30 protein-coding genes are annotated in these 25,820 nt (G+C 66.1%); 13 read left to right on the plus strand and 17 right to left on the minus strand.

The window, feature by feature from the left end:
• The first annotated feature begins 22 nt into the window (after positions 1-22).
• Positions 23-514 carry a MarR family winged helix-turn-helix transcriptional regulator gene (locus MRAB57_RS12020; RefSeq protein WP_077087747.1) on the plus strand — a complete coding sequence of 164 codons (492 nt, stop codon included), beginning with the start codon at positions 23-25 and terminating at the stop codon, positions 512-514.
• 20 nt (positions 515-534) lie between these two features.
• Entirely contained in the window at positions 535-951 is a 417-nt protein-coding gene (locus tag MRAB57_RS12025) for a DUF5313 domain-containing protein (protein ID WP_077087748.1), read from the plus strand.
• Positions 952-955: 4 nt separating this feature from the next.
• On the opposite strand, the gene MRAB57_RS12030 is transcribed toward MRAB57_RS12025, so the two are convergent.
• Both MRAB57_RS12030 and MRAB57_RS12035 read right to left on the minus strand, forming a co-directional pair.
• Positions 956-1,795 carry a mycofactocin-coupled SDR family oxidoreductase gene (locus tag MRAB57_RS12030; protein ID WP_077087749.1) on the minus strand — a complete coding sequence of 280 codons (840 nt, stop codon included), beginning with the start codon at positions 1,793-1,795 and terminating at the stop codon, positions 956-958.
• Positions 1,796-2,069: 274 nt separating this feature from the next.
• A complete protein-coding gene (locus MRAB57_RS12035) occupies positions 2,070-2,720 on the minus strand; it encodes a TetR/AcrR family transcriptional regulator (RefSeq protein WP_077087750.1) in 651 nt (216 codons plus the stop codon).
• A gap of 231 nt (positions 2,721-2,951) precedes the next feature.
• On the opposite strand from MRAB57_RS12035, the gene MRAB57_RS12040 reads away from it, so the two are divergent.
• Entirely contained in the window at positions 2,952-4,148 is a 1,197-nt protein-coding gene (locus MRAB57_RS12040) for an acyl-CoA dehydrogenase family protein (protein WP_077087751.1), read from the plus strand.
• An 11-nt stretch (positions 4,149-4,159) separates the two neighbouring features.
• On the opposite strand, the gene MRAB57_RS12045 is transcribed toward MRAB57_RS12040, so the two are convergent.
• Positions 4,160-4,474, minus strand: coding sequence for a DUF4190 domain-containing protein (locus tag MRAB57_RS12045; RefSeq protein ID WP_077087752.1), 315 nt, complete (start codon positions 4,472-4,474; stop codon positions 4,160-4,162).
• An 84-nt stretch (positions 4,475-4,558) separates the two neighbouring features.
• Between MRAB57_RS12045 and MRAB57_RS12050 the strand changes: the two genes are divergently transcribed.
• Positions 4,559-5,623, plus strand: coding sequence for an NAD(P)H-dependent amine dehydrogenase family protein (locus tag MRAB57_RS12050; RefSeq protein WP_077087753.1), 1,065 nt, complete (start codon positions 4,559-4,561; stop codon positions 5,621-5,623).
• Between the two features lies 1 nt (position 5,624).
• Here the strand turns inward: MRAB57_RS12050 and MRAB57_RS12055 are convergent, their stop codons facing one another.
• From MRAB57_RS12055 to MRAB57_RS12085, 7 genes are all read right to left on the minus strand, one after another.
• A complete protein-coding gene (locus MRAB57_RS12055) occupies positions 5,625-6,386 on the minus strand; it encodes an acyl-CoA dehydrogenase family protein (RefSeq protein ID WP_083743608.1) in 762 nt (253 codons plus the stop codon).
• Positions 6,387-6,448: 62 nt separating this feature from the next.
• Positions 6,449-7,555: an acyl-CoA dehydrogenase family protein gene (locus tag MRAB57_RS12060; RefSeq protein ID WP_077087754.1), complete on the minus strand. Its 1,107-nt coding sequence runs from the start codon at positions 7,553-7,555 to the stop codon at positions 6,449-6,451.
• Entirely contained in the window at positions 7,552-7,971 is a 420-nt protein-coding gene (locus MRAB57_RS12065; protein ID WP_077087755.1) for a nuclear transport factor 2 family protein, read from the minus strand. The genes MRAB57_RS12060 and MRAB57_RS12065 overlap by 4 nt, the downstream gene beginning before the upstream one ends.
• Complete coding sequence (locus tag MRAB57_RS12070) at positions 7,955-9,169, minus strand: metal-dependent hydrolase family protein (RefSeq protein WP_077087756.1); 1,215 nt, start codon at positions 9,167-9,169, stop codon at positions 7,955-7,957. The genes MRAB57_RS12065 and MRAB57_RS12070 overlap by 17 nt, the downstream gene beginning before the upstream one ends.
• A gap of 3 nt (positions 9,170-9,172) precedes the next feature.
• Entirely contained in the window at positions 9,173-9,496 is a 324-nt protein-coding gene (locus MRAB57_RS12075) for a hypothetical protein (RefSeq protein WP_077087757.1), read from the minus strand.
• The gene (locus tag MRAB57_RS12080; RefSeq protein WP_077087758.1) at positions 9,480-10,757 is read right to left on the minus strand and encodes an aromatic ring-hydroxylating oxygenase subunit alpha; all 1,278 of its coding nucleotides are present in this window, start codon (positions 10,755-10,757) and stop codon (positions 9,480-9,482) included. Before MRAB57_RS12080 ends, MRAB57_RS12075 begins: the two co-directional genes overlap by 17 nt.
• 21 nt (positions 10,758-10,778) lie before the next feature.
• Positions 10,779-11,288: a carboxymuconolactone decarboxylase family protein gene (locus MRAB57_RS12085; protein ID WP_077087759.1), complete on the minus strand. Its 510-nt coding sequence runs from the start codon at positions 11,286-11,288 to the stop codon at positions 10,779-10,781.
• Positions 11,289-11,707: 419 nt separating this feature from the next.
• Here MRAB57_RS12085 and MRAB57_RS12090 point away from each other — a divergent pair, with 419 nt between their 5' ends.
• From MRAB57_RS12090 to MRAB57_RS12130, 9 genes are all read left to right on the plus strand, one after another.
• Positions 11,708-13,006: an amidohydrolase family protein gene (locus tag MRAB57_RS12090; protein ID WP_077087760.1), complete on the plus strand. Its 1,299-nt coding sequence runs from the start codon at positions 11,708-11,710 to the stop codon at positions 13,004-13,006.
• 118 nt (positions 13,007-13,124) lie between these two features.
• Positions 13,125-14,291, plus strand: coding sequence for an acyl-CoA dehydrogenase family protein (locus MRAB57_RS12095; protein WP_077090564.1), 1,167 nt, complete (start codon positions 13,125-13,127; stop codon positions 14,289-14,291).
• Entirely contained in the window at positions 14,288-15,103 is an 816-nt protein-coding gene (locus MRAB57_RS12100; protein WP_077087761.1) for an enoyl-CoA hydratase/isomerase family protein, read from the plus strand. The genes MRAB57_RS12095 and MRAB57_RS12100 overlap by 4 nt, the downstream gene beginning before the upstream one ends.
• A gap of 4 nt (positions 15,104-15,107) precedes the next feature.
• Complete coding sequence (locus MRAB57_RS12105; RefSeq protein WP_077087762.1) at positions 15,108-16,256, plus strand: thiolase family protein; 1,149 nt, start codon at positions 15,108-15,110, stop codon at positions 16,254-16,256.
• Positions 16,257-16,385: 129 nt separating this feature from the next.
• Positions 16,386-17,003, plus strand: a complete 618-nt coding sequence (locus tag MRAB57_RS12110; RefSeq protein ID WP_077087763.1) for a TetR/AcrR family transcriptional regulator — start codon at positions 16,386-16,388, stop codon at positions 17,001-17,003.
• Complete coding sequence (locus tag MRAB57_RS12115) at positions 17,000-17,527, plus strand: hypothetical protein (RefSeq protein ID WP_077087764.1); 528 nt, start codon at positions 17,000-17,002, stop codon at positions 17,525-17,527. Before MRAB57_RS12110 ends, MRAB57_RS12115 begins: the two co-directional genes overlap by 4 nt.
• Before the next feature lie 120 nt (positions 17,528-17,647).
• On the plus strand, positions 17,648-18,931 hold the full coding sequence (locus tag MRAB57_RS12120) for a cytochrome P450 (RefSeq protein WP_077087765.1): 1,284 nt from the start codon (positions 17,648-17,650) through the stop codon (positions 18,929-18,931).
• The gene (locus tag MRAB57_RS12125; RefSeq protein ID WP_077087766.1) at positions 18,928-19,128 is read left to right on the plus strand and encodes a ferredoxin; all 201 of its coding nucleotides are present in this window, start codon (positions 18,928-18,930) and stop codon (positions 19,126-19,128) included. The genes MRAB57_RS12120 and MRAB57_RS12125 overlap by 4 nt, the downstream gene beginning before the upstream one ends.
• A gap of 29 nt (positions 19,129-19,157) precedes the next feature.
• The gene (locus MRAB57_RS12130; protein ID WP_077087767.1) at positions 19,158-19,442 is read left to right on the plus strand and encodes a DUF1330 domain-containing protein; all 285 of its coding nucleotides are present in this window, start codon (positions 19,158-19,160) and stop codon (positions 19,440-19,442) included.
• Between the two features lie 7 nt (positions 19,443-19,449).
• On the opposite strand, the gene MRAB57_RS12135 is transcribed toward MRAB57_RS12130, so the two are convergent.
• The 7 genes from MRAB57_RS12135 to MRAB57_RS12165 form a co-directional block, all read right to left on the minus strand.
• On the minus strand, positions 19,450-19,650 hold the full coding sequence (locus tag MRAB57_RS12135; protein WP_077087768.1) for a ferredoxin: 201 nt from the start codon (positions 19,648-19,650) through the stop codon (positions 19,450-19,452).
• Positions 19,651-19,660: 10 nt separating this feature from the next.
• On the minus strand, positions 19,661-20,866 hold the full coding sequence (locus tag MRAB57_RS12140; protein WP_077090565.1) for a cytochrome P450: 1,206 nt from the start codon (positions 20,864-20,866) through the stop codon (positions 19,661-19,663).
• Between the two features lie 120 nt (positions 20,867-20,986).
• The gene (locus tag MRAB57_RS12145) at positions 20,987-21,787 is read right to left on the minus strand and encodes an NAD(P)-dependent oxidoreductase (RefSeq protein ID WP_077087769.1); all 801 of its coding nucleotides are present in this window, start codon (positions 21,785-21,787) and stop codon (positions 20,987-20,989) included.
• Positions 21,784-22,599, minus strand: a complete 816-nt coding sequence (locus MRAB57_RS12150) for an NAD(P)-dependent oxidoreductase (RefSeq protein WP_077087770.1) — start codon at positions 22,597-22,599, stop codon at positions 21,784-21,786. Before MRAB57_RS12150 ends, MRAB57_RS12145 begins: the two co-directional genes overlap by 4 nt.
• Complete coding sequence (locus MRAB57_RS12155) at positions 22,599-23,489, minus strand: alpha/beta hydrolase (RefSeq protein WP_077087771.1); 891 nt, start codon at positions 23,487-23,489, stop codon at positions 22,599-22,601. Before MRAB57_RS12155 ends, MRAB57_RS12150 begins: the two co-directional genes overlap by 1 nt.
• Positions 23,490-23,537: 48 nt before the next feature.
• Positions 23,538-25,193: a thiolase C-terminal domain-containing protein gene (locus MRAB57_RS12160; protein ID WP_077087772.1), complete on the minus strand. Its 1,656-nt coding sequence runs from the start codon at positions 25,191-25,193 to the stop codon at positions 23,538-23,540.
• A gap of 266 nt (positions 25,194-25,459) precedes the next feature.
• Complete coding sequence (locus MRAB57_RS12165; protein ID WP_077087773.1) at positions 25,460-25,783, minus strand: hypothetical protein; 324 nt, start codon at positions 25,781-25,783, stop codon at positions 25,460-25,462.
• Between the last annotated feature and the right edge of the window lie 37 nt (positions 25,784-25,820).

A 25,820-nucleotide genomic window follows, 5' to 3' on the forward strand; every position in this document is an offset into this window, starting at 1 on the left:
ACTATTAGGGCACTATGTATGTATGGCCAAGCTGACCGCGCGCGAGATCGATCCGCTCGCGCTCGAACATCAGGTGTGCTTCGCCCTGGCGACCACGAATCGTGCGGTCCTGGCGGTGTACCGGCCCCTCTTGGAGCCGCTCGGTCTCACCCACCCGCAGTACCTGGTGATGCTGGCGCTCTGGGATCACCGCAAGAAGCCCGCGGCGGACGAATTGCCGTTGTCGGTCAAGGAGATTGCCGCGGCGCTGCAGCTCGATTCGGCCACGCTCTCGCCGATGCTCAAGCGCCTGGAAGGCCTCGGCCTGATCACTCGCGCCAAGAATGCTGCGGACGAGCGCACCACCGACGTCAAGCTCACCCAACGGGGAATCACCATGCGCGAGCGCGCACTTGATATTCCGCCCGCCGTTGTGGCGCGCCTCGGTGTCGAGCTGGCCGAGCTCGAGAACCTGCATCAGGTTCTCACCCGTATCAACGCGGCCGCCCAAGCGGCCGGCGCATTGCAATCCTGACACCACCCCAAGGAGCCACCATGACCGCCGCGAAACCCAATCTCTGGCAGCGCATCGGCTATTCCTACGGCAAGCGCCTACCCGACTCGATGCGCAGCTGGGTCGCGCGCGACCTGGCCGGCGAGGGGGCCATCCGCCGGCACATGTTGCGGTGGGCCATCCCGCCGCTGGTGGTGCTTGCCCCGCTGTGGCTGCTGCCGGCCTCGCTCTACGTGCACACCGAGATGACCGCGCCGCTCTATATCTGGGCGTTGCTGATATCGCTTGCCCTGAACAAGGTTTGGCGCCGGCATCGACTTGCACAACACGGCCTGAACCCGAACTTGGTCGACGAGATCAACCGTCGCAAAAACGCACGGATGCACGAGGACTACGCCCGCCGATTCGGGCCGCGGCCCGAATCGGCGGAGTGGCAAAACAACAGCAGCCCCTTCTAGGCGGCTACTTGAGGCAGCTGCCACCGTCGATGGGCAGCGTGACGCCGGTGACGTAACGCGCCTCGTCGGATGCCAGGAACAGCACCGCGTTGGCGATGTCCTCGGGCTCGACCCAGCCGATCGGCAGGGTGTGCATCAGCTGACCGACAACCTTCATGTCCTCGGGGCCCGGGTTTTCCAGGTCGGGGCGGAACAGCCGCATCGTGCCCTCGTTCATGAACAGCGGGGTGTTCACGTTGGTCGGGTGCACGGAGTTGACGCGGATGTTCTGCGCGCCGAGCTCGACGGCGAAGGTTCGCATCAAGCCGACCACACCGTGCTTGGCGGCGACGTAATGGCCGGTGTGCGGGTAGGCCTTGAGGCCGCCGACCGAGCTGGTGAGGATGATTGAGCCGCCGTTGCCGCCCGCGATCAGGTGCGGCACACCGGCTTTCACGGTCTTCCACACACCGGCGAGGTTGATGTCGATCATCGCGGTCCAGTCGGCTTCGCTGGTCTTGTCCAGCGTCTGGCCGCCGTTGCCGATGCCTGCGTTGGCGACGATGATGTCGAGCTTGCCGAGCTGCTCGACGCCGGTGTCCACCGCGGCCTTGAGCGCGTCGTAATCACGGACGTCGACCTCGGCGGTGTAGATCCGGCGGTTGTGCCCCTTCACCAGGTCCGCGGTCTCGGCCAGATCCTCCGGTGTGGAGGCGGCGATCAGATCGACGGTGTCGATCTTCTTGCAGATGTCGACCGCGATGATGTCGGCGCCCTCCTGGGCCAACCGCACCGCGTGTGCGCGGCCCTGACCGCGCGCCGCACCGGTGACGAAAGCGACTTTGCCTTCAACACGTCCAGCCATGGCTACCTCATTCCTTCTTGTTTTGTTCGGCACGCCTCAGCGGAGATGAGCCGGCATTGTCTCCCAGCCCCGAACGGTGGACGTCGGGGAAAGCTTGCATTCGCTCAGATCGACGTTTCGTGCCGCTTCGGAGAACTCTGTCATCAGCCGCCAATAGGTGTCAACGGCGGAATCATTTTGGCTATTTGTGATTCTGAATATTAGAGAATTCGATTCTCCTGCGGCAAATCGTGTGCGCTATTTGGTCAGCTTGGGGGGGCAGCGGGGCGGCGCGCTAGCGCGCGAATCCGCGTGAGCAGAAATCCCAGACTTCGTCGGCGTCGATGGGGTGAATCGTCGCATCGTCGGGGCCACCGCTGGATTGCGCGATGAACATCACCGTCTGCATCGTCATGGCGGCGAGGCGGCGCGGATTGAGTTCGGGCCGCAAATTCCCGGCGTCACTTGCCGCTTCCATCAGCTCGGTCAGCAACGCCACGAGCGGGGCGTGGGCAATCTTGACCTCGGCCGGGTGCGTGACCAGCAGGCGCGGGGCAAAGTCAGTGAACAGCGGGCGCTTGGCCGTCGGATCCGGGCGCGACGACTCGTACAGCAGCTCGACGGCCACCTTGAGCCGCTCGAGCGGATCGGAATGGTTCTCCGTGGCCGCACGGATCTGGTTGGCCGACCGGCTCAACGCGTCTTCGAAGAGCGCCAGCAGCAGCTCGTGCTTGCCATCGAACTGCAGGTAGAAGCTGCGCAGTGACTGGCGCGAGCGGTCCACCACCTCTTGGACAGTGAAGTCGGTGCTGCCCTTTTCGATGATGATCGCCTGCGCGGCATCCAGGAAGCGCTGGACGCGTTGTGCGGCGCGCAGTTTCGCGGTCTTGATGGACCGTTCGACGGCCCGCTGCTTCCAGGCCGGCTCCTCGCTCGGGCTGGTCACGGCCGGCTCAGACGATTGCCGCGAGGGGAGAACATGATTGGACTCTACCGGAGAACGCCGTGCCATCGGTGCGCTCGACCCCCTCGCGGCCGTAGTGTCGGAGATTGTAACTTTCGTACTGCGAGAATATTATTCTCTTACACGTGTGTATGGAAGCCCATTCGTAAAGAGTCAATCACGTCCTAGGCGGAAAGCCTGATCCGCCAGGGCCGGCGTATCCCCGGGAGTGCTGTGCAGCTGACCTTTGATGCCGACGTCGAGGCATTTCGCGACGAGTTTGTGGCGTTCCTGGACGGCCATCTGTCGGACCTCTTCGCGTCGGGTGACGTGCTGAAGCGACCTGGTTCGAGTTCGGACGTGCCAGAGTGGGCGCGCCACTGGCAGCGGCTGCTGTTCGACAACGGGTGGTTGCTGCCAGGCAATCCGCCGGAATTCGGCGGCCGCAATGCGTCGCTGCTGCAGCAGTACGTGTACATGGAGGAGCTGTCGCGGCGGCGGATGTATCAGAGCTTCAACCCGCAGGGTGTGGGCATCATCGCCGCTTCGCTGTTGTCGTTCGGCACGCCGGAGCAAAAGCAGCGCTGGGCCATACCGATCCTGCGCGCCGAGATCACCGCGTCGCTGGGCATGAGCGAACCCGGCGCAGGGTCGGACCTGGCGTCGCTGAAAACGCGTGCGGTGCGCTCCTCGGATTCGCAAGGCGACCACTTCGTGGTCAACGGACAGAAGGTGTGGACGTCGGGCGCCCATCACGCCGATGTGTTGCTGACGTTCGTGCGCACGGATCCCGAAGCGCCAAAACACAAGGGCATCAGCGCTTTACTGATTCCCACCGATACCCCGGGGGTGGTGCGCCGCCCGTTCGCATCGGTGTCCGACCACGAGGACGTCGACTTCAACGAGGTCTTCTTCACCGACGCGCGGGTGCCCGCCGAAAACTTGGTAGGCGAGGTCAACGAGGGCTGGCGGGTAGCGACCGGATCGTTGGGCCACGAACGCGCCATGCTGTGGATGGATTACGCCGACATGCTGCAGGCGCTGTGCGTGGAATCCCATCCGTCCGGTCCGGTGCAGCGCGACCGTTACGCCACGCTGGTGATGGATCGCTACGCCATGCGGCTGATGGGGTCGGCGTCGTTGGCCAAGGCCGCCCGCGGCGAAGAGGACGTGCCCGCCCAGTCGGTGCTCAAGTTGCTCGGGTCGGAGGCCATGCAGCGGGCGTGCGAGGACGAGCTGAACTCTCAAGGGCCGGAAGGGCTTGCGATGCGCGCGGTCACCGCGCCGTTTGCCCCGCTGAATCTGGACAGCCACTACAGCAGCTGGTTCGACCGCTACGTGCGCACCTTCGCGGCCACGATCGCCGGTGGAACCTCGGAGATCCAGCGCAACATCATCGCGTCACGGATCCTCGGCCTACCGCGCAACTAGCGCCGACTCGCTCAGCAATTGTTCGTCGCGGGGTCGTCCACGCACCGTTGGAACCAGCCCGGATCCTTGGAGTCCACCCAGGCGTAGTAGCCGAGGGCTGTCAGCCCGGCGGCTATCGCGACCACCCCTAACACGATGCCGGCGATCGCGACCCGGCGATTGGTCGCTTCGCCTCGGTTGACTCGGCCTCTGGCGATGTCGCCGGTCACCACCGCCGCGACGCCCAGCGGCACGCCGAGCATCAACCAGCAGGTCATCAGCGAGGCCACGCCCAGGATCAGCGAAGTGGTGCCGATCTGGTTTTTCGGGGCGTCCGGATGACTCATGCCTGCTAATCCTAGGTGTAGGTTGCTCAGTGCAAACCTAGCCGCAAACCAGCTGGAGCGTGCCGTGCGAACGAAGGTGTCGCGTTGATCCGGGTCATTCCGTGGGGCATCGGCACGGTGGGCGGCGAGATCACGACGGCGATCATCGACCACCGCCCCGACCTGAAAATCGTCGGCGCCCGGGTGTATTCCGAGGCCAAGAGCGGCGTCGACATCGGCACCCTGGTCGGACGGCAACCCATCGGCGTGACGGCATCCACCGATCCCGCCGCGATCCTGGCCCTGGACGCCGACTGCGTGCTGTACACGCCGCGCAACACGAGCATCGACGACGTCTGCGCCATCCTTGCCAGCGGCAAGAACGTGGTCACGACGGCCTTCCTGTTCCACCCGCAACGCACCGCGCCCGCGGATCGGGACCGGCTGCTGCGGGCTTGCCAGGCCGGTGACTCAACCGTGCACGGCAGCGGGCTGAACCCCGGAAACCTTTCCGGCGTATTGCCTTTGGCGTTGTCGGGGATGAGCCGCACGATCGACAAGGTCACGCTGCAGGAGCGGGCCGACTGGTCGGTCTATGAAAGTACGTCGATCACGTTCGACAACATGGCCTTTGGGCAACCGGTGGACACGATCAGCCGCACCGGCACCGAATTCCTGGCGTTCAACAGCGGCATATTCGAAGAGCAGGTCTGGTTCCTCGCCGACGCGCTCAACGCGGGCATCGACGAGGTCGCGGTCAGCGTGGACGCGGTAGCGGCGCAGGCCGATCACCAGATCTTCGACCGCGTGCTCCATGCTGGAACCACTGCCGGGCAACGGTGGAACTGGTCCGGACGCCGCGACGGTCAAACACTGATCGAGATCGAGACGCTGTGGACGGTCGGCGGCGAATACCCCGGGCACTGGCCGAAACCCAAGGACGGCTGGACGTTGACCATCGACGGCGACCCGTCGATGCGCACGCACTTTTTCGCCCTGGCCAGTTTCACCCGGGCCGCCAGCATGGAAGAACACGTCCGGTCGGCCAGCGTGGCCACCGGGATGCAGATCCTCAACGCCGTACCCGCCGTCTGCGCCGCGCCCTGCGGCTTCGCCACCACGGCCGACCTGCCATTGATCCGCAGTCACAACGGATTCGGGAATCGCTGAGTTATAGTTGCGCCAGCCGGGGCGCGGATCCCTTGGCGCGCAACACGTTGCCCGCCTCGCTGGTGAGTTCTCGAGAACTGCCGAGCAGGCTGTCCAGTATTAGCGCCCGCTTGACGTGACGGTGCAACATGTGTTCGGCCGTGAAGCCGATGCCGCCGAGGACCTGCTGGCAATGCCGCGCGGTGGTCAGCGCCGCCTGGCCGGCGGCCGCCTTCGCCAACAGGCAGGCGAGGCCGTCCGGGTCGTCGGATGGGTTCGCGGCCGTGTGCAGCGTCGCCTCGGCGCCTTCGATCGCAACCAGGCTTTCGGCCAGCCGATGCCGAATCGCTTGGAACGAACTGATGTGACGGCCGAATTGGACGCGGTCCAGGGCGTGCTGCCGCGCCAGGGCAAGCATGGCGCGGCTAGCGCCGACGAGCCACCAGCCCAGTGCCTGCCGTCCGGCGGCCAGCCCGGTTTGTGCGGCTGAATCACCTTCTGCGACAGGATGTATCGGTAATTCACTGTCGATCGCCGAACTCGGAATGTCTTCGCGGTTCCACACCACCCAGGAGCCGCCCGCGAACGGAAGCGGGGTGACACCGCCCGACGCCCGTCGGGCCGCGCGCAGCACCACGTCGTTGAGCACCGGCGCATGTGCGCCGGTTTCGCCGAGCAGTCGAAACACCAAGGGAGTGGCAATATCCGGGATTTCAGCCAGCATGTCCTGCCAACCGAGATCGCCCAACGCCGCATCGAGTTTGGCGCCGGAAGCCGAGCTCATCGCGGTGCGTATCGACTCGGCCAGCAGCCGCAGTTCCTCGGAGTCTGAGGTCAGGTCCACGATCACTCCTTCCCGAGGTCGAGCAGCCGGCGGGCGATGATGTTGCGCTGAATCTCGGCGGTCCCGCCGTAGATCGTCGCCGAGCGGGAGTACAAATACTCCGAGCGCCACGGCATATCGTCGAGCTCCAAGTCGCCGGGCAGCAGGTCGCGCACGGTGTCGTAGAGCCGCTGTTCGGCGGAGGCCAGCAGCACCTTGTCGACCGACGTGTCGGGACCCAGGCGCGCCCCGTCGCGCAGCCGATGTTGGGTGAGGCGGGAACGGGAGCGCACCATGTGCAGCGCGAGATAGGCTGCGCCCAGGTCGTATTCGTCGTGGCCGCCGTGTTGGGTGCCGCCGGACACCTCGGCGATCAGCGCATCGAAGCGGGAGTACAGGTACGCAATGCGCTGCCAGAAGCAGGTGGAGCGCTCGTAGGGGAGCAGGTCCATGGCGAGTCGCCAGCCGTCACCCGGTTGGCCGAGCATCCGGCTGCCGGGGATCACCACGTCGTCGTAGTACACCTCGCAGAACTCGTCGACGCCATGCATCGTGCGCAACGGCCGGATGGTGATTCCCGGCGTGTCCAGGTCGACGAAGAACGCGGTAATGCCGTCGTGGCCGGGCGCGGTACGGGTGAGCAGGATGCAGCGGGTGGAGAACTGCGCGAAGCTGGTCCAGACCTTCTGCCCGTTGACGATCCAGTTGTCGCCGTCCTGCGTCGCCCGGGTGGTCAGCGACGCCAGGTCGCTACCCGAGCCGGGCTCGGAAAAGCCTTGGCACCATTGCTCCTCGCCGCGTAGTAGCCGCGGCACCATCTCCGCGGCGAGCTCCGGTGGCGCGTAGTCGATCATCGTGGGCGTGAGCACCTCGAGCATCGAGTACGGGCCGGGCTCGGCGAGGCGACGGCCGACGACCTCTTCGCCGACGATCGCGCGCAGCACCGCGTCCCCGCCCAGTCCGCCGACCTCGACTGGCCAGCCGTACCGCATCCAATCGGCGTCGTACAGCGCGCGGCTGACCCGGAGGAATTGCTGCATGTGACCCTGCAGCGAGTGGTCGGGTCCCGGCGTTAAGTCGTTCTCGTCGAGCCACTTACGCAGACCCGACCGGAACTCCTCGACATTCACGGCGTGGGGCGGCCGATGGCGTGCGGACGGCCAGAGTCGTGCACCCCGCTGCGGCGAATGAACGTCATGGCGCGAGTCTTCAGTCGCCAGCCCTCAGCCGTGCGGACGTACGTGTCCCGGTAGTAGCCGATCCGCATGTCGTGCGTGGAGCCGTCGATGAAGCACAGCGGCTGCGTACCACTGGCGGTGTCGCCGTCCAGGTCGACCACCGGTGTTCCGGTGAGAAACAGGCCTTTTGGCGCGGCGGCTACGAGGTCGGGGAACCTGTCCAGGGTGTAGGTGGACCCGAAAGCACTGTAGGTGCCGTCGGGTGTGAACACCTTGACCAGCCCTTCGATGTCCTCTTGGGTGATCGTGACGGCGTAGCGGGCGAGCGTCTGCTGGATCTCGACCAAATCCTCAGTTCTTGTTGGCATAGACCTTGCCGCCTTTCATGACAAAGCTGACACGTTGGGTAACGGTGATGTCTTCCAACGGGTTTCCCGGTACCGCGATGATATCGGCGAGCTGACCCGACGCGAGCCGGCCCCGGTCGGTCGAGTTGATCAGGTCGGCGGCGGTGGTCGTGGCGGCCCGCAGCACCGCCAACGGCGGCATGCCCCATTCGACGAGCGTGACAAGCTCATCGGCGTTGCGGCCATGCGGGATCGCCGGGGCGTCCGTGCCGACCGCGATCTTCACCCCCGCCTCGTAGGCGGCCTTGATCGAAGTTTCCGCCTTCGGAAACATCTCGGCTGCCTTGTCCTGCAACTCCTTCGGAGCGTGGGACACGTCCATCGCCTGAGCGAGCCTGCGGGTGGTCACCAGGAAACGGTCGTTGTCGACCAGCATCTGGATGGCCTCGTCGTCCATCAGAAAGCCGTGTTCGATGCAGTCGATGCCGCACGCGACCGCGTGCTTGACTGCTTCGGCTCCGTGGGTGTGCGCGGCGACACGCAGCCCGCGCCGGTGCGCCTCGTCGACGATCGCGCGCAGTTCCTCGTCCGAATAGTGTTGTGCGCCAGCCTCACCGGTCAACGACATCACGCCGCCGGACACGCACACCTTGATCAATTGGGCGCCGTGCTTGATCTGGTACCGCACGGCCTTGCGGATCTCGTCGACTCCGTTGGCGATGCCCTCTTCGACCGTGAGCTCGAGCGCGCCCGGCATGAACGCGGCGAACATCGTCGGGTCCAGGTGCCCGCCGGTGGGCGTGATCGCGTGGCCGGCCGGGACGATGCGCGGCCCCTCGATCCAGCCCGCGTCGATGGCCTTACCCAGTGCGACGTCCAGCAGGTAGCCGCCGGTCTTCACGAACAGGCCCAGGTTGCGCACCGTGGTGAAGCCGGCGCGCAGCGTGCGTCGGGCATTGCCGACCGCGCGCAGCACCCGCGTCGGCGGGTCGTCCTGGACCTGGGACAGTCCCGGCTTCTCGCCGCGCCCGCCCATCAGGAGGTTGACCTCCATGTCCATCAGGCCCGGCAACAGGATCTGGTCGCCGAGATCGATGATCTCGCCCTCCGGCTCACCGCCGATGCCGACGATCCGTTCGCCGTCGATCGCCACGATGCCGGGCCGAACGATCTCACCGGCGTCGACGTCGAGCAGCCCAGCGGCCTTGAGCGTCAGCACCGGTTAGATCACCGGTTCCCGGAGTACTTCGACCCACGCCGCACCGCTGTCGGGTACGCGCGGCTGCTTCCATGCCTCGATCGGGAAGGACACCATGACCAACGATTGCATGATGTGCATCAGGCTCTTCGCGTCGTCCGGCAAGTCGTCCAGCGGAAACTTGTCGCAGTAGGCGATCACGTCGTTCAGCTTCGGGAACGCGACATCGTAGAAGGCCTGCATCTCGGGCATCGTCGAGGCCAGCCGCTTGGCGTAGCGCTCGGGCTCGGTGGCCAGATCCCAATCCAAAAAGGGCTCCAGGGCCGCGAATTCAGACGGTAACGCCATTGCGCTGGTACTCCTTCACGTAGTCACCGGTGGTCTTGTGCAGGTGGCGGATCAAGACTTCCTGGTCGCACAGCAGGAACTCCTTGACGGCCCGGGTGCCGATCATGGTCTGGGTGGCTTCCAGGGTGTTGGCGTCCTGCAGCGCATACTCCTTGAACGTCACCGCGGCCAATTCCTGGGCCAGCCGTTCCCGCGCGTTTTTCGGCGGCACGAAATACAGCGACGACTCGAAGATGTGCTTGTCCACCGCGGTCGGCCAGTAGTGGTAGGTCAGATACCAGCCCGGCTCCCAGATCAGCAGCATGAAGTTCGGGTAGAACAGCCACGAGTCGATGCCCCACTGCGGCACCCGCTTCACGTTGACGCCCGGCGGCAGCTCGAAGTTCTGCATGATCTCCGGCTTGTCCCACGGACCGAACAGCCCGCTGCGCAACACCTGATCCAGCGGCTTGACCATGGACATGTCCGGGGGCGGCGCCTGACCACCCCAGGTCGACTGCAAGTTGTGCGGGCCGGCCAGCTCGTAGTGCAGCGCCTCATAGCCGAACTTCTGGATCTTGGCGGCTTCTTCCTTGGTGTACTGGCCTTGGTGCAGGATCGGCGCGTGGTAAAACTCGATGAACGCGTCGATGAACAGCTTCCAGTTGCTGCCGACCTCGGCCCGATAGGAGTAGGTCTCCGTCATCTCGCCGAACGGGTAGCCCTCGATGCTCTTGGCCAGCGGCCCGAGGTAGTCGATCAGCGGCGCCGCGTTTTCGTCGAAGTTGATGAAGATGAAGCCTTCCCACACTTCGCAGCGGACCGTCGCCAGGCCGAAGTTGGACTTGTCGACATCGAAGAACTCTTCTGGCTGCTGGATGAAGGTCAGGTCGCCATCGAGGCTGTAGCGCCAGGCGTGGTACTTGCAGGTGAACTGCCGGCAGGTGCCGGAGGTCTCCTCGCTGGGAAAGTCGTTCCACACCAACTTGTTTCCGCGGTGGCGGCACACGTTGTGGTACGCCTTGACGGTCCCGTCCTTGGTCTTGGCGATGATCACCGAGGTGCCCTTACCGGCTGACGGCAGTTCCCTGGTGAAGTAGCTGCCGGTCTTGGGCAGTCGCTCGACCCGACCGACGTTCAGCCAGGTCTTCTTGAAGACCGCCTCGCGCTCGGCCTCGAAGAACGCCGGGTCGATCGAGTCGGTGTAATCGACCGGCGCGGTTCCCAGGTCGGGATAGTTTTCTGTCCAGCTGCCGGCGGCTGGCTTGGGGAAGTGAGCCACGGTATTACCTCTCTGATCCGTCTAGTCGTGCTCGAGCTGAATGCCGAAAGTGTTGAAAGCCATGGCCAGCAGGGCGTAGCAGCCGACCGTGAAAACGAAATCCATGCGTTGCTGGTCGTCGAGACGCTCGCCCAGGGCCGCCCAGGTCTGGTCGCACAACTGTGATTTCTCGTCCAGCTCGTCGACCGCGGTGAGCACCGTGCGGTCGAACTCGTCGGAGGCCTCGCCACGCTGCACCGCGGCGATCTCCTCGTCGGTGACGCCCGCATCCTTGGCCATGCTGACGTGGTGCGACCACTCGTACTCGCATTCGCGGCGATGCGCGACGCGCAGGATGGCCAGTTCGCGGATACGCGTCGGCAGAGTGGACGTCATCAACAGGTGGACGTTGAACCGAAGGAACGCCTTGGCCAGCGCCGGGTGGTGAGCGAGCGTGGAAAGCGCGTTGTTGGTGGCCGCGCCGCGCATCGCCGAAAGTGCCTGCTGGGTAGCCTCGTCCCACTGGTCAGCGGGGAGCGGCTGCAAGCGCATCGTGAGGGTCCTCTCGGCGGAAGAGAATCATATTCTCATTTACAACCAACAGACTTGCACGAATCGCTCTTCTGGTCAATAAGAGCGGGTTCGCGGCCCGCGCCCAGCGGCCGAAGCGCTGCTCGGAGGCAGTTGTCGGCGGTCCCGGCGGACGGGCCGGCGCCCATGACACCAAATTTTTGTTTCGGACTTTGGTAGGGCCTCGGTGTCGGCACTTCTATCGTCGCATAGCAGCACGTGAGGGGGCTATCTGCGCCCCGGCGACAAGCGCCGCGACGCTTGCTGGGGCCACCGTGACGCTGGCGGGGATGTTGATTCTCGCCTGGCGAGAAGATAGTTTTCGACAGGTAGACGGCCCACGTTGGCAAGCCGACGTTGTGGGGGCAGACTGCAAGTGGACTCGATGGAGAGGAACGCTCATGAACAAAGAAGACATGATGCTGATCAGTGTCGACGACCACACCGTCGAGCCGCCGGACATGTTCAAGAACAACTTGCCGAAGAAGTACCAGGACGACGCACCCCGGCTGGTGCACAACGATGACGGCTCCGACATGTGGAAGTTTCGCGACACGGTGATTCCCAATGTCGCGCTGAATGCGGTCGCCGGCCGGCCCAAGGAGGAGTACGGCATCGAGCCGACGGGGCTCGACGAGATCCGGCCGGGTTGCTACGACGTCGACGAGCGCGTCAAGGACATGAACGCCGGCGGCATCCTGGCCTCGATCTGCTTCCCATCGTTCCCTGGCTTCGCCGGTCGGCTGTTCGCCACCGACGATCACGACTTCTCGATCGCGCTCGTGCAGGCCTACAACGACTGGCACATCGACGAGTGGTGCGGCGCCTACCCCGCCCGGTTCATCCCGATGGCGATCCCGGTGATCTGGGATGCCGAGGCGTGCGCCGCCGAGGTGCGCCGGGTGGCGAAGAAGGGCGTGCACGCGCTGACCTTCACCGAGAACCCGGCCGCGATGGGTTACCCGAGCTTCCACGACGAGTACTGGAACCCGCTGTGGAAAGCCTTGTGCGACACCGACATGGTGATGAACGTGCACATCGGGTCGTCGGGTCGGCTGGCGATCACCGCGCCGGACGCCCCGATGGACGTGATGATCACGCTGCAGCCGATGAACATCGTGCAGGCCGCCGCTGACCTGCTGTGGTCGCGGCCGATCAAGGAGTACCCGGACCTCAAGGTCGCGCTGTCCGAGGGCGGGACAGGCTGGATTCCGTACTTCCTGGAGCGCGCCGACCGCACCTACGAGATGCACTCCACCTGGACCCACCAGGATTTCAAGGGCAAGCTGCCCAGCGAGGTCTTCCGCGACCACTTCCTGACCTGCTTCATCAGCGACAAGGTCGGCGTCGCGCTCCGCAACATGATCGGCATCGACAACATCTGCTGGGAGGCCGACTACCCGCACAGCGACTCGATGTGGCCGGGCGCGCCCGAAGAGCTGTGGGATGTGTTGTCGCTGAACAGCGTTCCGGACGACGAGATCAACAAGATGACCTACGAGAACGCGATGCGGTGGTACTCGTTCGACCCGTTCACCCACATCTCGCGCGAGCAGGCTACTGTCGGCGCGTTGCGCAAGGCGGCGGAGGGACACGACGTGTCCATCAAGGCGGCGGGCCACAGCAAGGACAGCCGGAGTGGTGGGTCCTTCGCGGACTTCGCAGCGAACGCGAAAGCCCTTACCGGCAACAAGGACTGACAGGGCTTAAGTAGGCGGGCCCCGGCGAGCAGACGCAGAATCACATTGTTCGGGTGGCAATCGTGCGATTCTGCGTCTGCTCGCGCTGAAAGGAGATCTGGCAGTGGCCGGCGACGGAATGAATTTTGAGCTGACCGACGACCAGGAGCTGATCCGCAAGTCGGTCGCCGAGCTGGCGCGGAAATTCGACGATCAGTACTGGATGGAGAAGGACCAGGCGCACGAATTTCCGGCCGAGTTCTACAAGGCGATCGCCGACGGCGGCTGGCTGGGCATGACGATCCCGACCGAGTACGGTGGCCATGGCCTCGGAATCACCGAGGCCACACTGCTGCTCGAAGAGGTCGCCAAGTCCGGCGGTGCGATGAACGCGGCCAGCGCAATCCACCTGTCGATCTTCGGCATGCAGCCGGTCGTGGTGCACGGCTCCGACGAACTCAAGGCGCGCACCCTGCCCACCGTCGCCAACGGCGAGGTGCACATCTGCTTCGGCGTGACCGAACCCGGTGCAGGGCTTGACACTTCGCGAATCACCACGTTCGCGAAGCGGGACGGGGACAAGTACATCGTCAACGGTCGCAAGGTGTGGATCTCCAAGGCGATGGAGTCCGACAAGATCCTGTTGCTCACCCGCACCAAGAGCTACGACGAGGTCACCAAGAAGACCGACGGGATGACGCTGTTCCTCACCGACCTCGATCGCAGCCGCATCGACATCCGTCCGATCCGCAAGATGGGCCGCAACGCCGTCAGCTCCAACGAGTTGTTCATCGACAACCTCGAGGTCCCGGTCGAGGACCGAGTTGGCGAGGAGGGCAAGGGATTTCAGTACATCCTCGATGGCCTCAATCCCGAGCGGATGCTGATCGCGGCCGAGGCGCTCGGCATCGGCCGGGTGGCGCTGGAAAAGGCGGTCAAGTACGGCAACGAGCGCGAGGTCTTTGGGCGGCCCATCGGCATGAACCAGGGCCTGCAGTTCCCGCTCGCCGACTCACTGGCCCAGCTAGACGCCGCCGAACTGATGTTGCGCAAGGCCACCTGGTTGTACGACAAGGGCAAACCCTGTGGGCGCGAGGCGAATACCGCGAAGTATCTGTGCGCCGACGCTGGTTTCACCGCCGCCGACCGCGCCCTGCAGACGCACGGCGGCATGGGCTACGCGGAGGAGTACCACATCACGCGCTACTTCCGTGAGGCCCGGCTGATGAAGATCGCGCCGGTCAGCCAGGAGATGATTCTGAACTTCCTGGGTGCCAACGTGCTGAAACTGCCGAGGAGCTATTGAGCACCACCGATGACCCCGTCCTGCTGTCGGAAGACAGCGGCGGGGTCCGCACGCTGACGCTCAACCGTCCGCGCCGCAAGAACGCCATCAATCCGGAGCTGTGGATCGCGTTGCGGGACGCGCTCAACGAGGCCGGCCGTGACCGCGCCGTGCGCGCGGTGGTGATCGCCGGTGCCGGTGGCAGCTTCTGTTCCGGCGCCGACATCTCGGTCCCCGACGACGTACATCCGAAATACAAGCTGCAGCGCCTGACCGACGTGGCGCTGGCCCTGCACGAACTCCCCATCCCGACAGTGGCCAAGGTGAACGGTGTCGCTGTCGGCGCCGGCTGGAATCTGGCGCTGGGCTGCGATCTGGTCGTCGCGACGCCGGAATCGACCTTCTCGCAGATCTTTTCGAAGCGCGGCCTGTCGATCGACCTCGGCGGTTCCTGGCTGCTGCCCAAGCTGGTTGGCCTGCAGCAGGCGAAGCGGCTCGCGCTGCTCGCCGAAACCATCGATGCCGCAGAGGCATTCGCGCTGAACCTGGTGACCTGGGTGGTGTCGGGCGCCGAGATAGACGGCTTCGTAGACGACCTCGCCGGCCGACTGGCGGCCGGCCCGCCGTTCGCGCTCGCCCAGACCAAGGCGCTGCTGAACGAGAACGCCGACCGCACCATGCGCGACGCGTTGGCCAACGAGGCGCGCGCGCAGATCGGCAACTTCGCGACAACGGATGCTGCGGCCGCCTATGCCGCTTTCGCGGAGAAGCGAGAGCCGACGTTTACTGGGCGCTGGGCGCTGTCAAAATCTGACGACGAGCGATCGGAGTAGGGATATGCGGGAGACGGTCATCGTCGAGGCGGTGCGCACGGCGGTCGGTAAGCGAAACGGCGGGCTCTCCGGCATGCACGCCGCCGACCTGTCCGCGGTCGTTCTCAACGAACTGGTGGAGCGCTCCGGCGTCGATCCGCAGATCGTCGACGACGTGATCTGGGGATGCGTGTCCCAGGTCGGCGACCAGTCGAGCAACATCGGGCGCTACGCCGTCCTGGCCGCGGGCTGGCCGGAGACCATCCCCGGTACCACGGTCAATCGGGCCTGCGGCTCCAGCCAACAGGCCCTGGACTTCGCGGTGCAGGCGGTGATGTCCGGCCAGCAGGACGTCGTCGTGGCCGGCGGCGTCGAGGTGATGAGTCGCGTCCCGCTGGGTTCGGCCAGGGCGACCGGAATGCCTTACGGCCCCAAGGCCCTTGCCCGCTATGACGATTTCTCCTTCAACCAGGGCATCTCCGCGGAGATGATCGCGAAGAAGTGGGGCTTCTCGCGCACCCAGGTCGACGAGTACTCCGCGCAGTCCCACGAGCGCGCCGCGGCCGCGCTGGACTCAGGGGCGTTCATCGTCCAGATCGTCCCGGTCTTCGTCGAGGACGGATCCATCGTCAACGTCGACGAGGGGGTGCGGCGGGGGACCAGCGTGGAGAAACTGGCGGGACTCAAGCCGGCGTTCGTCGACGACGGCGTGATCCACGCGGGCAATTCCTCGCAGATCTCCGACGGCGCCGCGGCGCTGCTGGTGACCACGTCCGAGATGGCGGTGCAGCTGGGCCTGACGCCGATCGTGCGCTACCGCGCCGGTGCGGTCACCGGAGCGGATCCGGTGCTGATGCTGACCGGCCCCATTCCGGCGACCGAGAAGGTCCTCACCAAGGCCGGCGTCGCGCTGCCGGAGGTGGGCGCGTTCGAGGTGAACGAGGCCTTTGCGCCGGTCCCGATGGCCTGGCTGGCCGAGACCGGTGCCGATCCGGCGCTAGTCAATCCGCTGGGCGGCGCCATCGCGCTGGGGCACCCCCTGGGGGCCTCCGGGGCGGTGCTGATGACGCGGATGGTCAACCACATGCGCGATAACGGCATCCGCTACGGGCTGCAGACCATGTGCGAAGGCGGCGGCACGGCCAACGCCACCTTGGTCGAGCTGCTTACCTAGCGGTCCGCCGCACCGGCCTGACCTGGGCCGCAAATCACCAACCACCGGTGAGCCTTGTCACTGCGGCCAAACCAACTTACTGTGTGTTCACTAGGTTGGTTCAGCCCACCAATCGGTCAAAGGAGTCCGGTGCCCGACGCACGCCGATACGACACGCTTCTCGCCAAGGGTGAGGACCGCAAACAGCGGATCCTCGAGGTGGCGCAGCGCCTGCTCACGCGCAACGGCTGGCGCGCCACGACGCTGGCCCAGATCGCCGGTGAAGCGGGTGTCACCCCCGCGGGGCTGCTGCACCACTTCGAGTCCAAGGAACAGCTGCTGCACGCGGTCCTGGACGCCCGCGACCTCGACGACGAATCGCATGCCGACCGGGCGGGCGACCTGCTCAGCCAGATCTCCCAGGTCGCCGAGCGCTTCGACCGTGCCCCGGAGCTGCTGAGCACGTTCACGGTGTTACTGGTCGAGAGCATCCTTCCCGACGCCCCGTTGCACGATCGCATGCTGGCCCGGCAGCAGGCCGCCTCCGAGATCGTGGCCGCGGCCATCCGGAACGGCCAGGCCGACGGCTCGTATCGCGTCGACATAGACCCCGCAGTCAAGGCGGTCGAGATTCTCGCCTTCATACACGGAATGGAAACCCTATGGTTGCTCGATCCTTCGATACCGCTGACCGAGGTGTTCAAGCAGTACGCCGAGACACTGGCGCGGGACTTCGCGCCGACCAACCAGCCGCTGACCACGACATGAGGTACCGGCTCGACGTCGTCGCCTCCGACGTCGCCGACGTGGTGCGCTTCGCCGGGGGTTGGCTCTTCGACCGAGCGATGGCCGGCTGGGACGTGACCGTGCTCCTCACCGAGTCCGGCGACGACCCCGACCAGCGTCCACTGCAGATCCTGGGCGCCAAGACCCTGGACCTCGAAGACGCCCTGGCCTCGGTCGACGCCCGTCCCCACCCCCAGGCCCTGGCGGTGGCATCGGACCTGTTCGGCTGCGATTCGCAGGTGCGCGAGGGCGTATTGCAGGCGCTCAACCAGGGCGCCACCGAGGTCACGCTGTGGGGCGAGGCGTGGCCGGCCGAGCTCGACGACAGCGTCGGCCTGGTGCAACACCGGCTGAGTTCGGCCGCACAGATCTTCAAGGGCCGGGCGCTGGCCGCCGCGCTGAATGGCACGGGGACACCGCCCGGATCGGTCGGCCACACCGAGACCTTCCGGAGCGGGCTGCTCGCGTGGCCGTCGGTCGCGGCCGACCTGGTCCCCGCGAGCTGACTTAGGGGATAAATCCCCGCCGCGGCAGGGGGCCGTCGTTGACGACGATCGTGCCGTGTGGAAATCTAATACTCATCTCTGAGAGGCCCATTCTCACTGCTGAGATTCGAACGGAGCAAGATGGCGAACGACTTCTCCACGATGGACTTCTTCCGTGGCAAAGAGCTCATCGAGGACCCCTACCCCTACTACGAGTCGCTGCGGCAGCAGTGCCCCGTGACGCGGGAGGACCACCACGGCATCACGATGGTGACCGGCTGGGACGAGGCGTGCGCGGTCTTGAACGACGCCGAGACGTGGTCCTCGTGCATCTCGGTGACGGGACCGTTCCCCGGCTTTCCGGTAAGCCTCGAAGGTCTGGGCGACAGTGACCTCACCGAGCTGATCGAAGAGCATCGCGACGAGCTGCCCTTCAGCGACCAACTGCCCACGCTCGACCCGCCGACCCACACCAACCACCGCTCGTTGTTGATGCGGCTTATCACCCCGAAGCGCCTCAAGGAGAACGAGGACGCCATGTGGGCGCTCGCCGATCAGGCGCTCGACGACTTCCTGGCACCCGGGCACGGCGAATGGATCAAGGGTTTCTCCAGCCCGTTCACGCTGCTGGTCATCGCCGACCTGCTGGGCGTGCCCATGGAGGACCGCGACAAGTTCGTCAAGGGCATCGCCGAGCACGCGGGCGGCGGCGTCGGGGGCACCGGCAAGGAGTCGCTGTCACACAGCCCACTGGAATTCCTGTACGGCCTTTTCTCCGACTATGTCGCCGACCGCCGCGCCAATCCCCGCGACGACGTGCTGACCGGCCTGGCCACCGCCACCTTCCCGGACGGCTCGACACCGGAGGTCGGAGACGTCGCCCGCGTCGCTGCCAACGTCTTCTCGGCGGGCCAGGAGACCACCGTGCGGCTGCTCGGTGCCGCGCTGCAGACGCTCGGTGAGCGGCCTGACATCCAGGCGCAGCTGCGCAAGGATCGCAGCCTGCTGCCCAACTTCATCGAGGAGTCGCTTCGCCACGAGAGTCCGGTCAAGGGCGACTTCCGGATGAACCGGCGACCCGTCAACGTCGGCGGCGTCGACCTGCCCGCCGGAACCACGGTGATGATCGTGCAGGCCGCCGCGAACCGGGACCCGCGCCGGTTCGAGGACCCTGCCAGCTTCGACCCGGCCCGCAAGAACGCCCGCCAGCACATCTCGTTCGGCCGCGGCATCCACAGCTGCCCCGGCGCGCCGCTGGCGCGGGCCGAGACCCGGGTGGCGATCGAGCGCCTGCTGGACCGCACAACCGACATCAGGATCAACGAGGACTTCCACGGCCCGGCGAACGACCGCCGCTACCAATATGTTCCGACGTATATCCTGCGCGGGCTGACCGAATTGCACTTGGAGTTCACGCTGGCATGAAGGTCTGGGTAGACGACCAACGCTGTCGCGGCCACGGGATGTGCCTCACGCTGTGCCCGGACGTGTTCAGCCTCACCGACGATGGTTACGCCGTGTCGATAGATTCCGACGTCCCAACGGAATTCGAGGACGCCACCCAGGAAGCCATCCAGTGCTGCCCGGAGCAGGCCATCTCCGAAGTCAAAGACGAGAACTGATCAGATCCGCATCGACGCAAGGAGATTCAATGGCCAAGGGATACGTCATCCTCACCGAGGCGATCAAGGACCCGGAGGGCATGAAGGCCTACGCCCAGGCCGCCGGCTCGGCGATGAGTGGGGCCACCATTCTCGCGGTGGACACCGCGCCCAAGGTCATCGAAGGCAGCTGGCACGGCGATCAGACCGTGGTGCTGGAGTTCGAATCGGTCGAGGCCGCGCGTGCGTGGTACGAATCCGAGGGCTACCAGAAGGCGGCGAAATTGCGTCAGGCGGCCGCGGACTGCAACGCGGTCATCCTCTCCGGCTTCTGAAGCCGTTTTATTCTCCGACGATCGCGATGGCCTGCCGCGGGCATTGACGGACGGCTTCGAGCACGTCGGCCTCATTCTCCGGCGTGACCTCTTCGGTGTGCACGGTGAGCATGTCGTCGTCGCCGAGCTCGAAGATTTCCGGGTTGATGCCCATGCAGACGCCGTTGCTCTCGCAGAGGCCCCAATCGACCTCGATCTTCCTCGTCATCGCGGCCCCCCTACCGGAGCACCCGGACGGGTACGTGCTTCCAACCCGCCACGTTCTGCATGTTCACCCGCTGGCACCCGTCCCAGTCCACTTCGTAGCGCGGCATGAACTCGACCAGCCGCTCCAGCGCGATCCGGCTTTCCAGGCGGGCCAGCGCAGCGCCCAGGCAGCTGTGGATCCCATACCCGAGGCCGAGGTGCTGGGCCTGGGTCTGGTCGCGCTCGATGTCGAACGTGTCGGCGTCGGTGAACGCCTCCGGGTCGCGGTTGGCCGCGGCGCCGCAGAGGAACACGGGCTTGAACGGCGGGATCACGCCGCCGCTGACGTGTGCTTCCTTGAGCGTGTAGCGGACGTTGTACTGCACCGGGCCCTCATAGCGCAGTAGTTCCTCGACCGCGCCCGGGATCTTGTCGGGATCGTCCTGCAGTTTCTGCCACTGGTCGGGGTGCTTGGCGAAGATCACCGCCGCGTTGCCCATCAACTTGGTGACGGTCTCGGCGCCCGCGCCGCCCAAAAGGGTCGCGAATCCGGTGATTTCGATGTCGTCGAGCTGACGTAGCTCGCCGTCCTCGCCGGGGATCTCGGCCGCGATCAGCCGGCTGATCATGTCGTCCTGCGGGTCGGCGCGGCGCTCCTGGATGAGGCCGTAGTAGTACATCGCGGTCTCGATGTTCGCCTGCATGCCGGCTTCACTGACCTCGATCTGCCCGGGCTCGTGGTGCAGGCTGGTGTCGATCCAGTGGCGCACCTGCTGGCGGTATTCCTCCGGCACCCCGGCCATCCGGGTGATGACCTCGACCGGGAACGGGCCGGAGAAGTCCTGCACCACATCGAAGTTGTCGGGGTCGCATGCGCCCAGGTATTTCTCGATCACCTCGATGATCGTCTCGCGCTGCGATTGGATGGCCCGCGGGGTGAACGCCTTGTTGAGCAGGCTGCGCATGTGGCGGTGCTCCGGGGGATCCATGAAGATGATCGACTTCTGCTCGGGGGAGATGCCCCTGCGCACCATCGCCAGGTCGCAGCCGCGTGCCGAGGAATACGTCTCGAAGTCCTTGAACGCCGCCGCGACGTCTTCGTGGCGCGTCAGCGCGTAGAAGTCCTCTTTTTCGTCGTAATACAGCGGCGCGTCCTCGCGCATCTGCCGATAGATGTCGAAGGGGTTGTTGTAGTAGTCCTCGGAATACGGATCGAAGATGAGTTTCGGCTTTGTCACTGACATGCTCCTCAGCGGCGAGGTTTCGGGCGGGCTGGAGTCGTTACGATCGAATGCCTGACTGTAACGCTAACGGTAGCGCTTTCGTCGCGAACCGGGAAGAACCGAAGCGGTGTCATGTCAGACCTTTCCGCCGACATTGACGACTTCGATGACGTCGTCGAGCGCCCCCAGGTCGCCGCCGAGTTTTTCGGCGATATCCCGGACCACGGCGACGTCTTTGGCCACGAATTCCCCGGCGACCTCGAAAAACGATGCGACGGAACCTCGTGCGGCGACGATATCGAGCACCCGGCTGGTGGCGCTGCCGTGCGCGAGCGCGGCGAGCACGGTCGTTTCCGGCACGCCCAATTGCCCGGCTAGCCGGACGGACTCCGCGAGCAGCCCGATGTGGCCGGCAAACAGCGCGTTGTTGACCAGCTTCACTTTCTGACCGGCGCCGCTGGGCCCGACGTGCAGGATCGGGTCGCCGTAGCAACCCAAAACCGGCTGCACCCGCGCGACGGCGTCGCCGGCGCCGCCGACGAACAGCGTGAGAGCGCCGGCCGCGACGTCGTGCGGGCCGCCACTGACCGGGGCGTCGACGACGTCGATGTTCCCGGCGCGGGCGGCAACGGCCTCGATGGTGTCGGGGCTGGTGGTCGTGTGGACCACCAACGCCGACCCGGGACGCATGCCGGGCAGCAGGGCGCCGTCCAGACAAAGCTGCCGCACCTGCTCGTCGGTGAATACGCAGAGGACCACGACGTCGGCCTGCGCGACGGCCGCGGCGAGCTCACCGACGGCGCGGGCGCCCAGCTGCTCGAGGTCGCGCCGCTTCTCGGCGGTGCGGCCCCACACGTCGACGTTGTGTCCGCCTTCGACAAGGCGGGCCACCATGGGGCGGCCCATCCGCCCCGCGCCGACGAATCCGACTCTCACCTCGGGTGGTCCATGAGGGCCAGTGCGGCGTCGGCTGCATCGAGGACGGCACCCGCGCTGGCGGCTGCCCGCTCGGCGAGGTCGACGACCAGCCGCACGTCCTTCTGCAGCAGGGTGCCCGCCAGGCCGGCCAGCCGGTCCAGGCTGGCTTCACCACCGACGACGTTGAGCGCGAAGCTGTTTCCGCTGCCGCGCGAGACGACTTCGGTGAGCCGTTCGGGGGAGACGCCCAGGGATTTCGCCAGCGCCAATGCGGTGGCGGCGGTGCCCAGGTTCGCGGTGAAGAGCAGGTTGTTGAGCAGCTTGGTGGTTTGTCCCGAACCCAGTTCGCCGAGGTGGACGACCGGGTCGGCGTAGGTCTCGAACACCGGACGACAGCGTTCGACGACGTCGGCCTCGCCGCCGACCATCACCATCAGACGGCCCTCGGCGGCCGCCGGGCCGCCGCCGCTCACCGGCGCATCGATCACCGAAACACCCTTGCTGCCAAGCTTTTTCGCAAGCGACCTGCAAGTGTTGGGATGCACGGTGCTGTGCACGGCGAGCACGCTGCCCGGCTTCAGCCCCGCCAGCAGACCCTGCTCGCCGCTGATGACCTCTTCGATGTCGGCCTCGCCGACGACGCACAGGCAGATCAGGTCGCTGGCCGCGGCTAGCGCGGCCGGCGACTGGGCGAAGGTCGCCCCGGTGTCGGCATAGGGTTCCAGTGACGCGGGCCGGCGCGCCCACAACGTGGTTCCGAAGCCGCCCTCGATGATCCGCCGGGCCATGGGCCCGCCCTGGCTGCCCAGTCCGATGAATCCGACCCGCATCAACCGGCCTCAAGATCGGCTTGTGCGTCCGTCGACCGCCCGGCCACGCATTCCTGCACGAAGCCAAGGACTTTCGCGTGGTAATCGGGGGCGGCGTGGCCGAGGCTGATGTTGTGCCCGGCGCCCGGCTGCCGATGCACGACGAACCGCGACGCCCCGGAGAACAGGCCGGCGATCTCGGTCACGGCCGCATCATCGGTCTGCCAGACCTTTTCGTGCTCGGCGATGCTGATGTGCACCGGGACGCCCACGGCGGGCGCGAGCGTCGGGAAGGTTTGTCGCGCCCAGTCGGACACCATCTGGTCCTCGTACGCCGGGGCCGACGGCGAAACCGTTGCGCCGCCCAGAACCTCGGGCGGATACAGTTCCTCGGGGCTCCACAACAGGTCGCGCATGCCCGACGGGCGGCGCTCGCGAGTGGCGTTTTTCAGTATCTCCTTGGCCGCGGGATGGTAGTGCCGGCCGGTGCCCGCGAGCTCGATGCCGAGCAGGTCGGCGCCCCGCGCGTCGGCGGCCATCCGTATCGTCAGCTCGCAACCACCCGAATGACCCCACACGAATATGCCTGCGCCACGCGGTCGTTCGCCGAGGATGCGGTCGATGGCACCGTAGGCGAGGTTGACCCGCTGCTCGCCGGAGACCATCGCCTCCGGATAGGGTGCCGAGCTGCCATAGCCGGGGCGGTCGAGGGCCACCACGGTGAATCCGGCCGCCGCGCCGGTCCGCGCGAGGGAGTACGACGGATGACCCGGGCAGTCGAAATACATTGCGGTGGTGCCGCCGCCGTGAATCGCCACGATGACGGCCGTGGGGTCTTCGGCTTCAGCGACCAACGCCGACATCGGTACCCCGTCGACGATCACCAGCCGGGGACACGGAGCTTCACTCATGGCGCCGCTCCTCCTCATCGCTCCGCTCTGCATCGTCGGCGGCGCGACTCATGTGTCGGCCCGCAGCAGGAGCACGCCGCTGGGTGTGAGGCCTCCGCTGCTGACCACACCGACGCGGGCGCCTGCGACCTGGCGATCACCCGCCTCGCCGCGCAGCTGCGTGATCGCCTCGTGCAGCAGCCCCATGCCGTGCGTGCGGCCATGCGACAGCTGACCGCCGTGGGTGTTGAGCGGCAACTGGCCGTCGCGCGCGATGTTCTTGCCGCCGTCCAGGAATTCCTTGGCCTCGCCGATTCCGCAGAAGCCCAGCGCCTCGATCCAGGACAGGCAGTTGAAGGAAAACCCGTCGTAGAGCTCGGCGACGTCGACGTCGGTGGGCCGCAGCGAGGTGCGCGTCCACACGTGCGCCGCCTGGCCCAGCACCTGCGGCTCGTGCGTCAAAGTGCTTTGGTCCCAGTCGAGTCGCTCGACGATCTGGGTTCCGACGGCCTCCACCAGGACGGGCGGCTTGGCCAGGTCGCGGGCGGCGTCGACGGCGGAGACGATGACGGCGATCGCGCCGTCGCAGGGCACGTCGCAGTCGTACAGGCCGAACGGCGTGGTGATGGGCCGGGCGTTCAGGTAGTCGTCCATCGTCATCGGGGTCCGGTAGATGGCCGTCGGGTTGAGTTCGGCGTTGGCGCGCTGGTTCAGCGCGATCCAGCCCAGCGTCTCTTTGGTGGTGCCGTATCGGTGGAAGTGGCGCTGCGCGTTCATCGCCAACGTGTGCGCCGCCGACGTGGCGCCGAATGGCATCTGCCAGCCCGACATCCGGCCCATCGACGGGGTGATCTTGCCCTGCTTCATCAGCTCGCCGTGGGTGGCCTCCCACAGCGTCCGGAAGCACAACACGTGGCGCGCCAGCCCGCAGGCGACCGCGAGCATCGCCGCGATCACCGAGCCGCCCGGACCGAACGTCTCCATGGCGCCGTTGTGCCACGTCGGCCGGATGCCCAGCGCGGCCTCGAGAGCGGAGGTGCCGCCCTCGCCGAACCCGCCGACGTTGATCGCGCCGGGGTAGGTGGACAGGCCGTCGATATCGGCATACATCAGCCCCGCGTCGGCGATGGCCGCCTCGCAGGCCTGCACAGTCAGGGACAGCGGCAATTCCATCAGCCGCCGCCCGATTGGCGACATGCCGATCCCGGTCAGCGCCACCTTGTCTTCGAACTTCTCGGTGGTGAGCATCGGCCGGATGTAGTCGCCGAAGCGTTCCGGCGCCACCTCGTCTTCCGGCAGTGCGGCGGGCTCGGCGTTCGGCACCGGTCGGAACAGCGGAAACCAGACGTCCTCGACCTGCTCGAAGACGACCTCGACCTGTTGGCCGAGTTCGAGCGAGTCGGCATCGCTCTCGACGATGTTGGTGGTCAGCCGCACGCGCGGGTCCTCGGCGATCGCCACCTGGGCGATCACGTAGGGCGCCGCCAGCCCGGGCAGGCTGAACCGCTCGTTGATGGTGAACCCGGCCAGCGTCGCCCGCCCGGAGACCTCGCGTACCCCGACGTCGCGGGAGCGACAGTAGCGGCATACCGGCGCGGGCGGATGGATCAGGGCTGCGCAGGCCTTACATTCCTGCAGCCGCAGCTTTCCGTCGGCACCCGAGGTCCAAAAGAACTCGTTCTCTTGCGTGACCAGGGGCAGTGGGCGGCCCGGTGCTGCTGACACGTCACCTCCGGGAGTCGCGCGGGAACTGGTAGGCCCGTTATACGAATCGGAGAATTACGTTATCACCCGCTAGCAGGCACGATCTAGGGCACTGGCGCGACCTCGTCGAAGCTCATACTCCGAAATTATCGGGACCCGCCGAAAGGACGCGAGCCAGTGACCACAGAAACCCAAGTGGCACAGGCTATTTGAACAGTGTGCGCAGGTGGAGATTGCCGCCCGGAGGCGGGCAGAACGGCACATCAGGCGCGATCTGGAGTGCACTGTCAGTACGGCACCCAGGTGCCGGTGATATAGGTACCCCACTGGTGAAAGCCCGCATTCCACATCGGTTCGTTCGGTGACCACGATGGCCGCGGCGGAGGGGGTGGGGGCACATCCTGCGCCGCGAACGGCGGAGCGTAGGCCGGCGGCGGGACGTACCACGCCGGCATTGGCGGCGGCGGAGTGCACGCGTTGGTCACATCGTTATGCGACATGTTGCGGTCGCAACCCGCCCAGCTGATCCCCGGCGTCGCGACAACGGTCGCCGCGAGCGCCGCAAACGCGGCCGCGACAACGCCGGCCAGACCTCGACCAAATCGACTCATGGTAGGCCTTCCTTATTGGGAGCATCCCGAGCTCGAA

The sequence above is a fragment of the Mycobacterium rhizamassiliense genome, from assembly GCF_900157375.1.
Lineage (GTDB): Bacteria > Actinomycetota > Actinomycetes > Mycobacteriales > Mycobacteriaceae > Mycobacterium > Mycobacterium rhizamassiliense.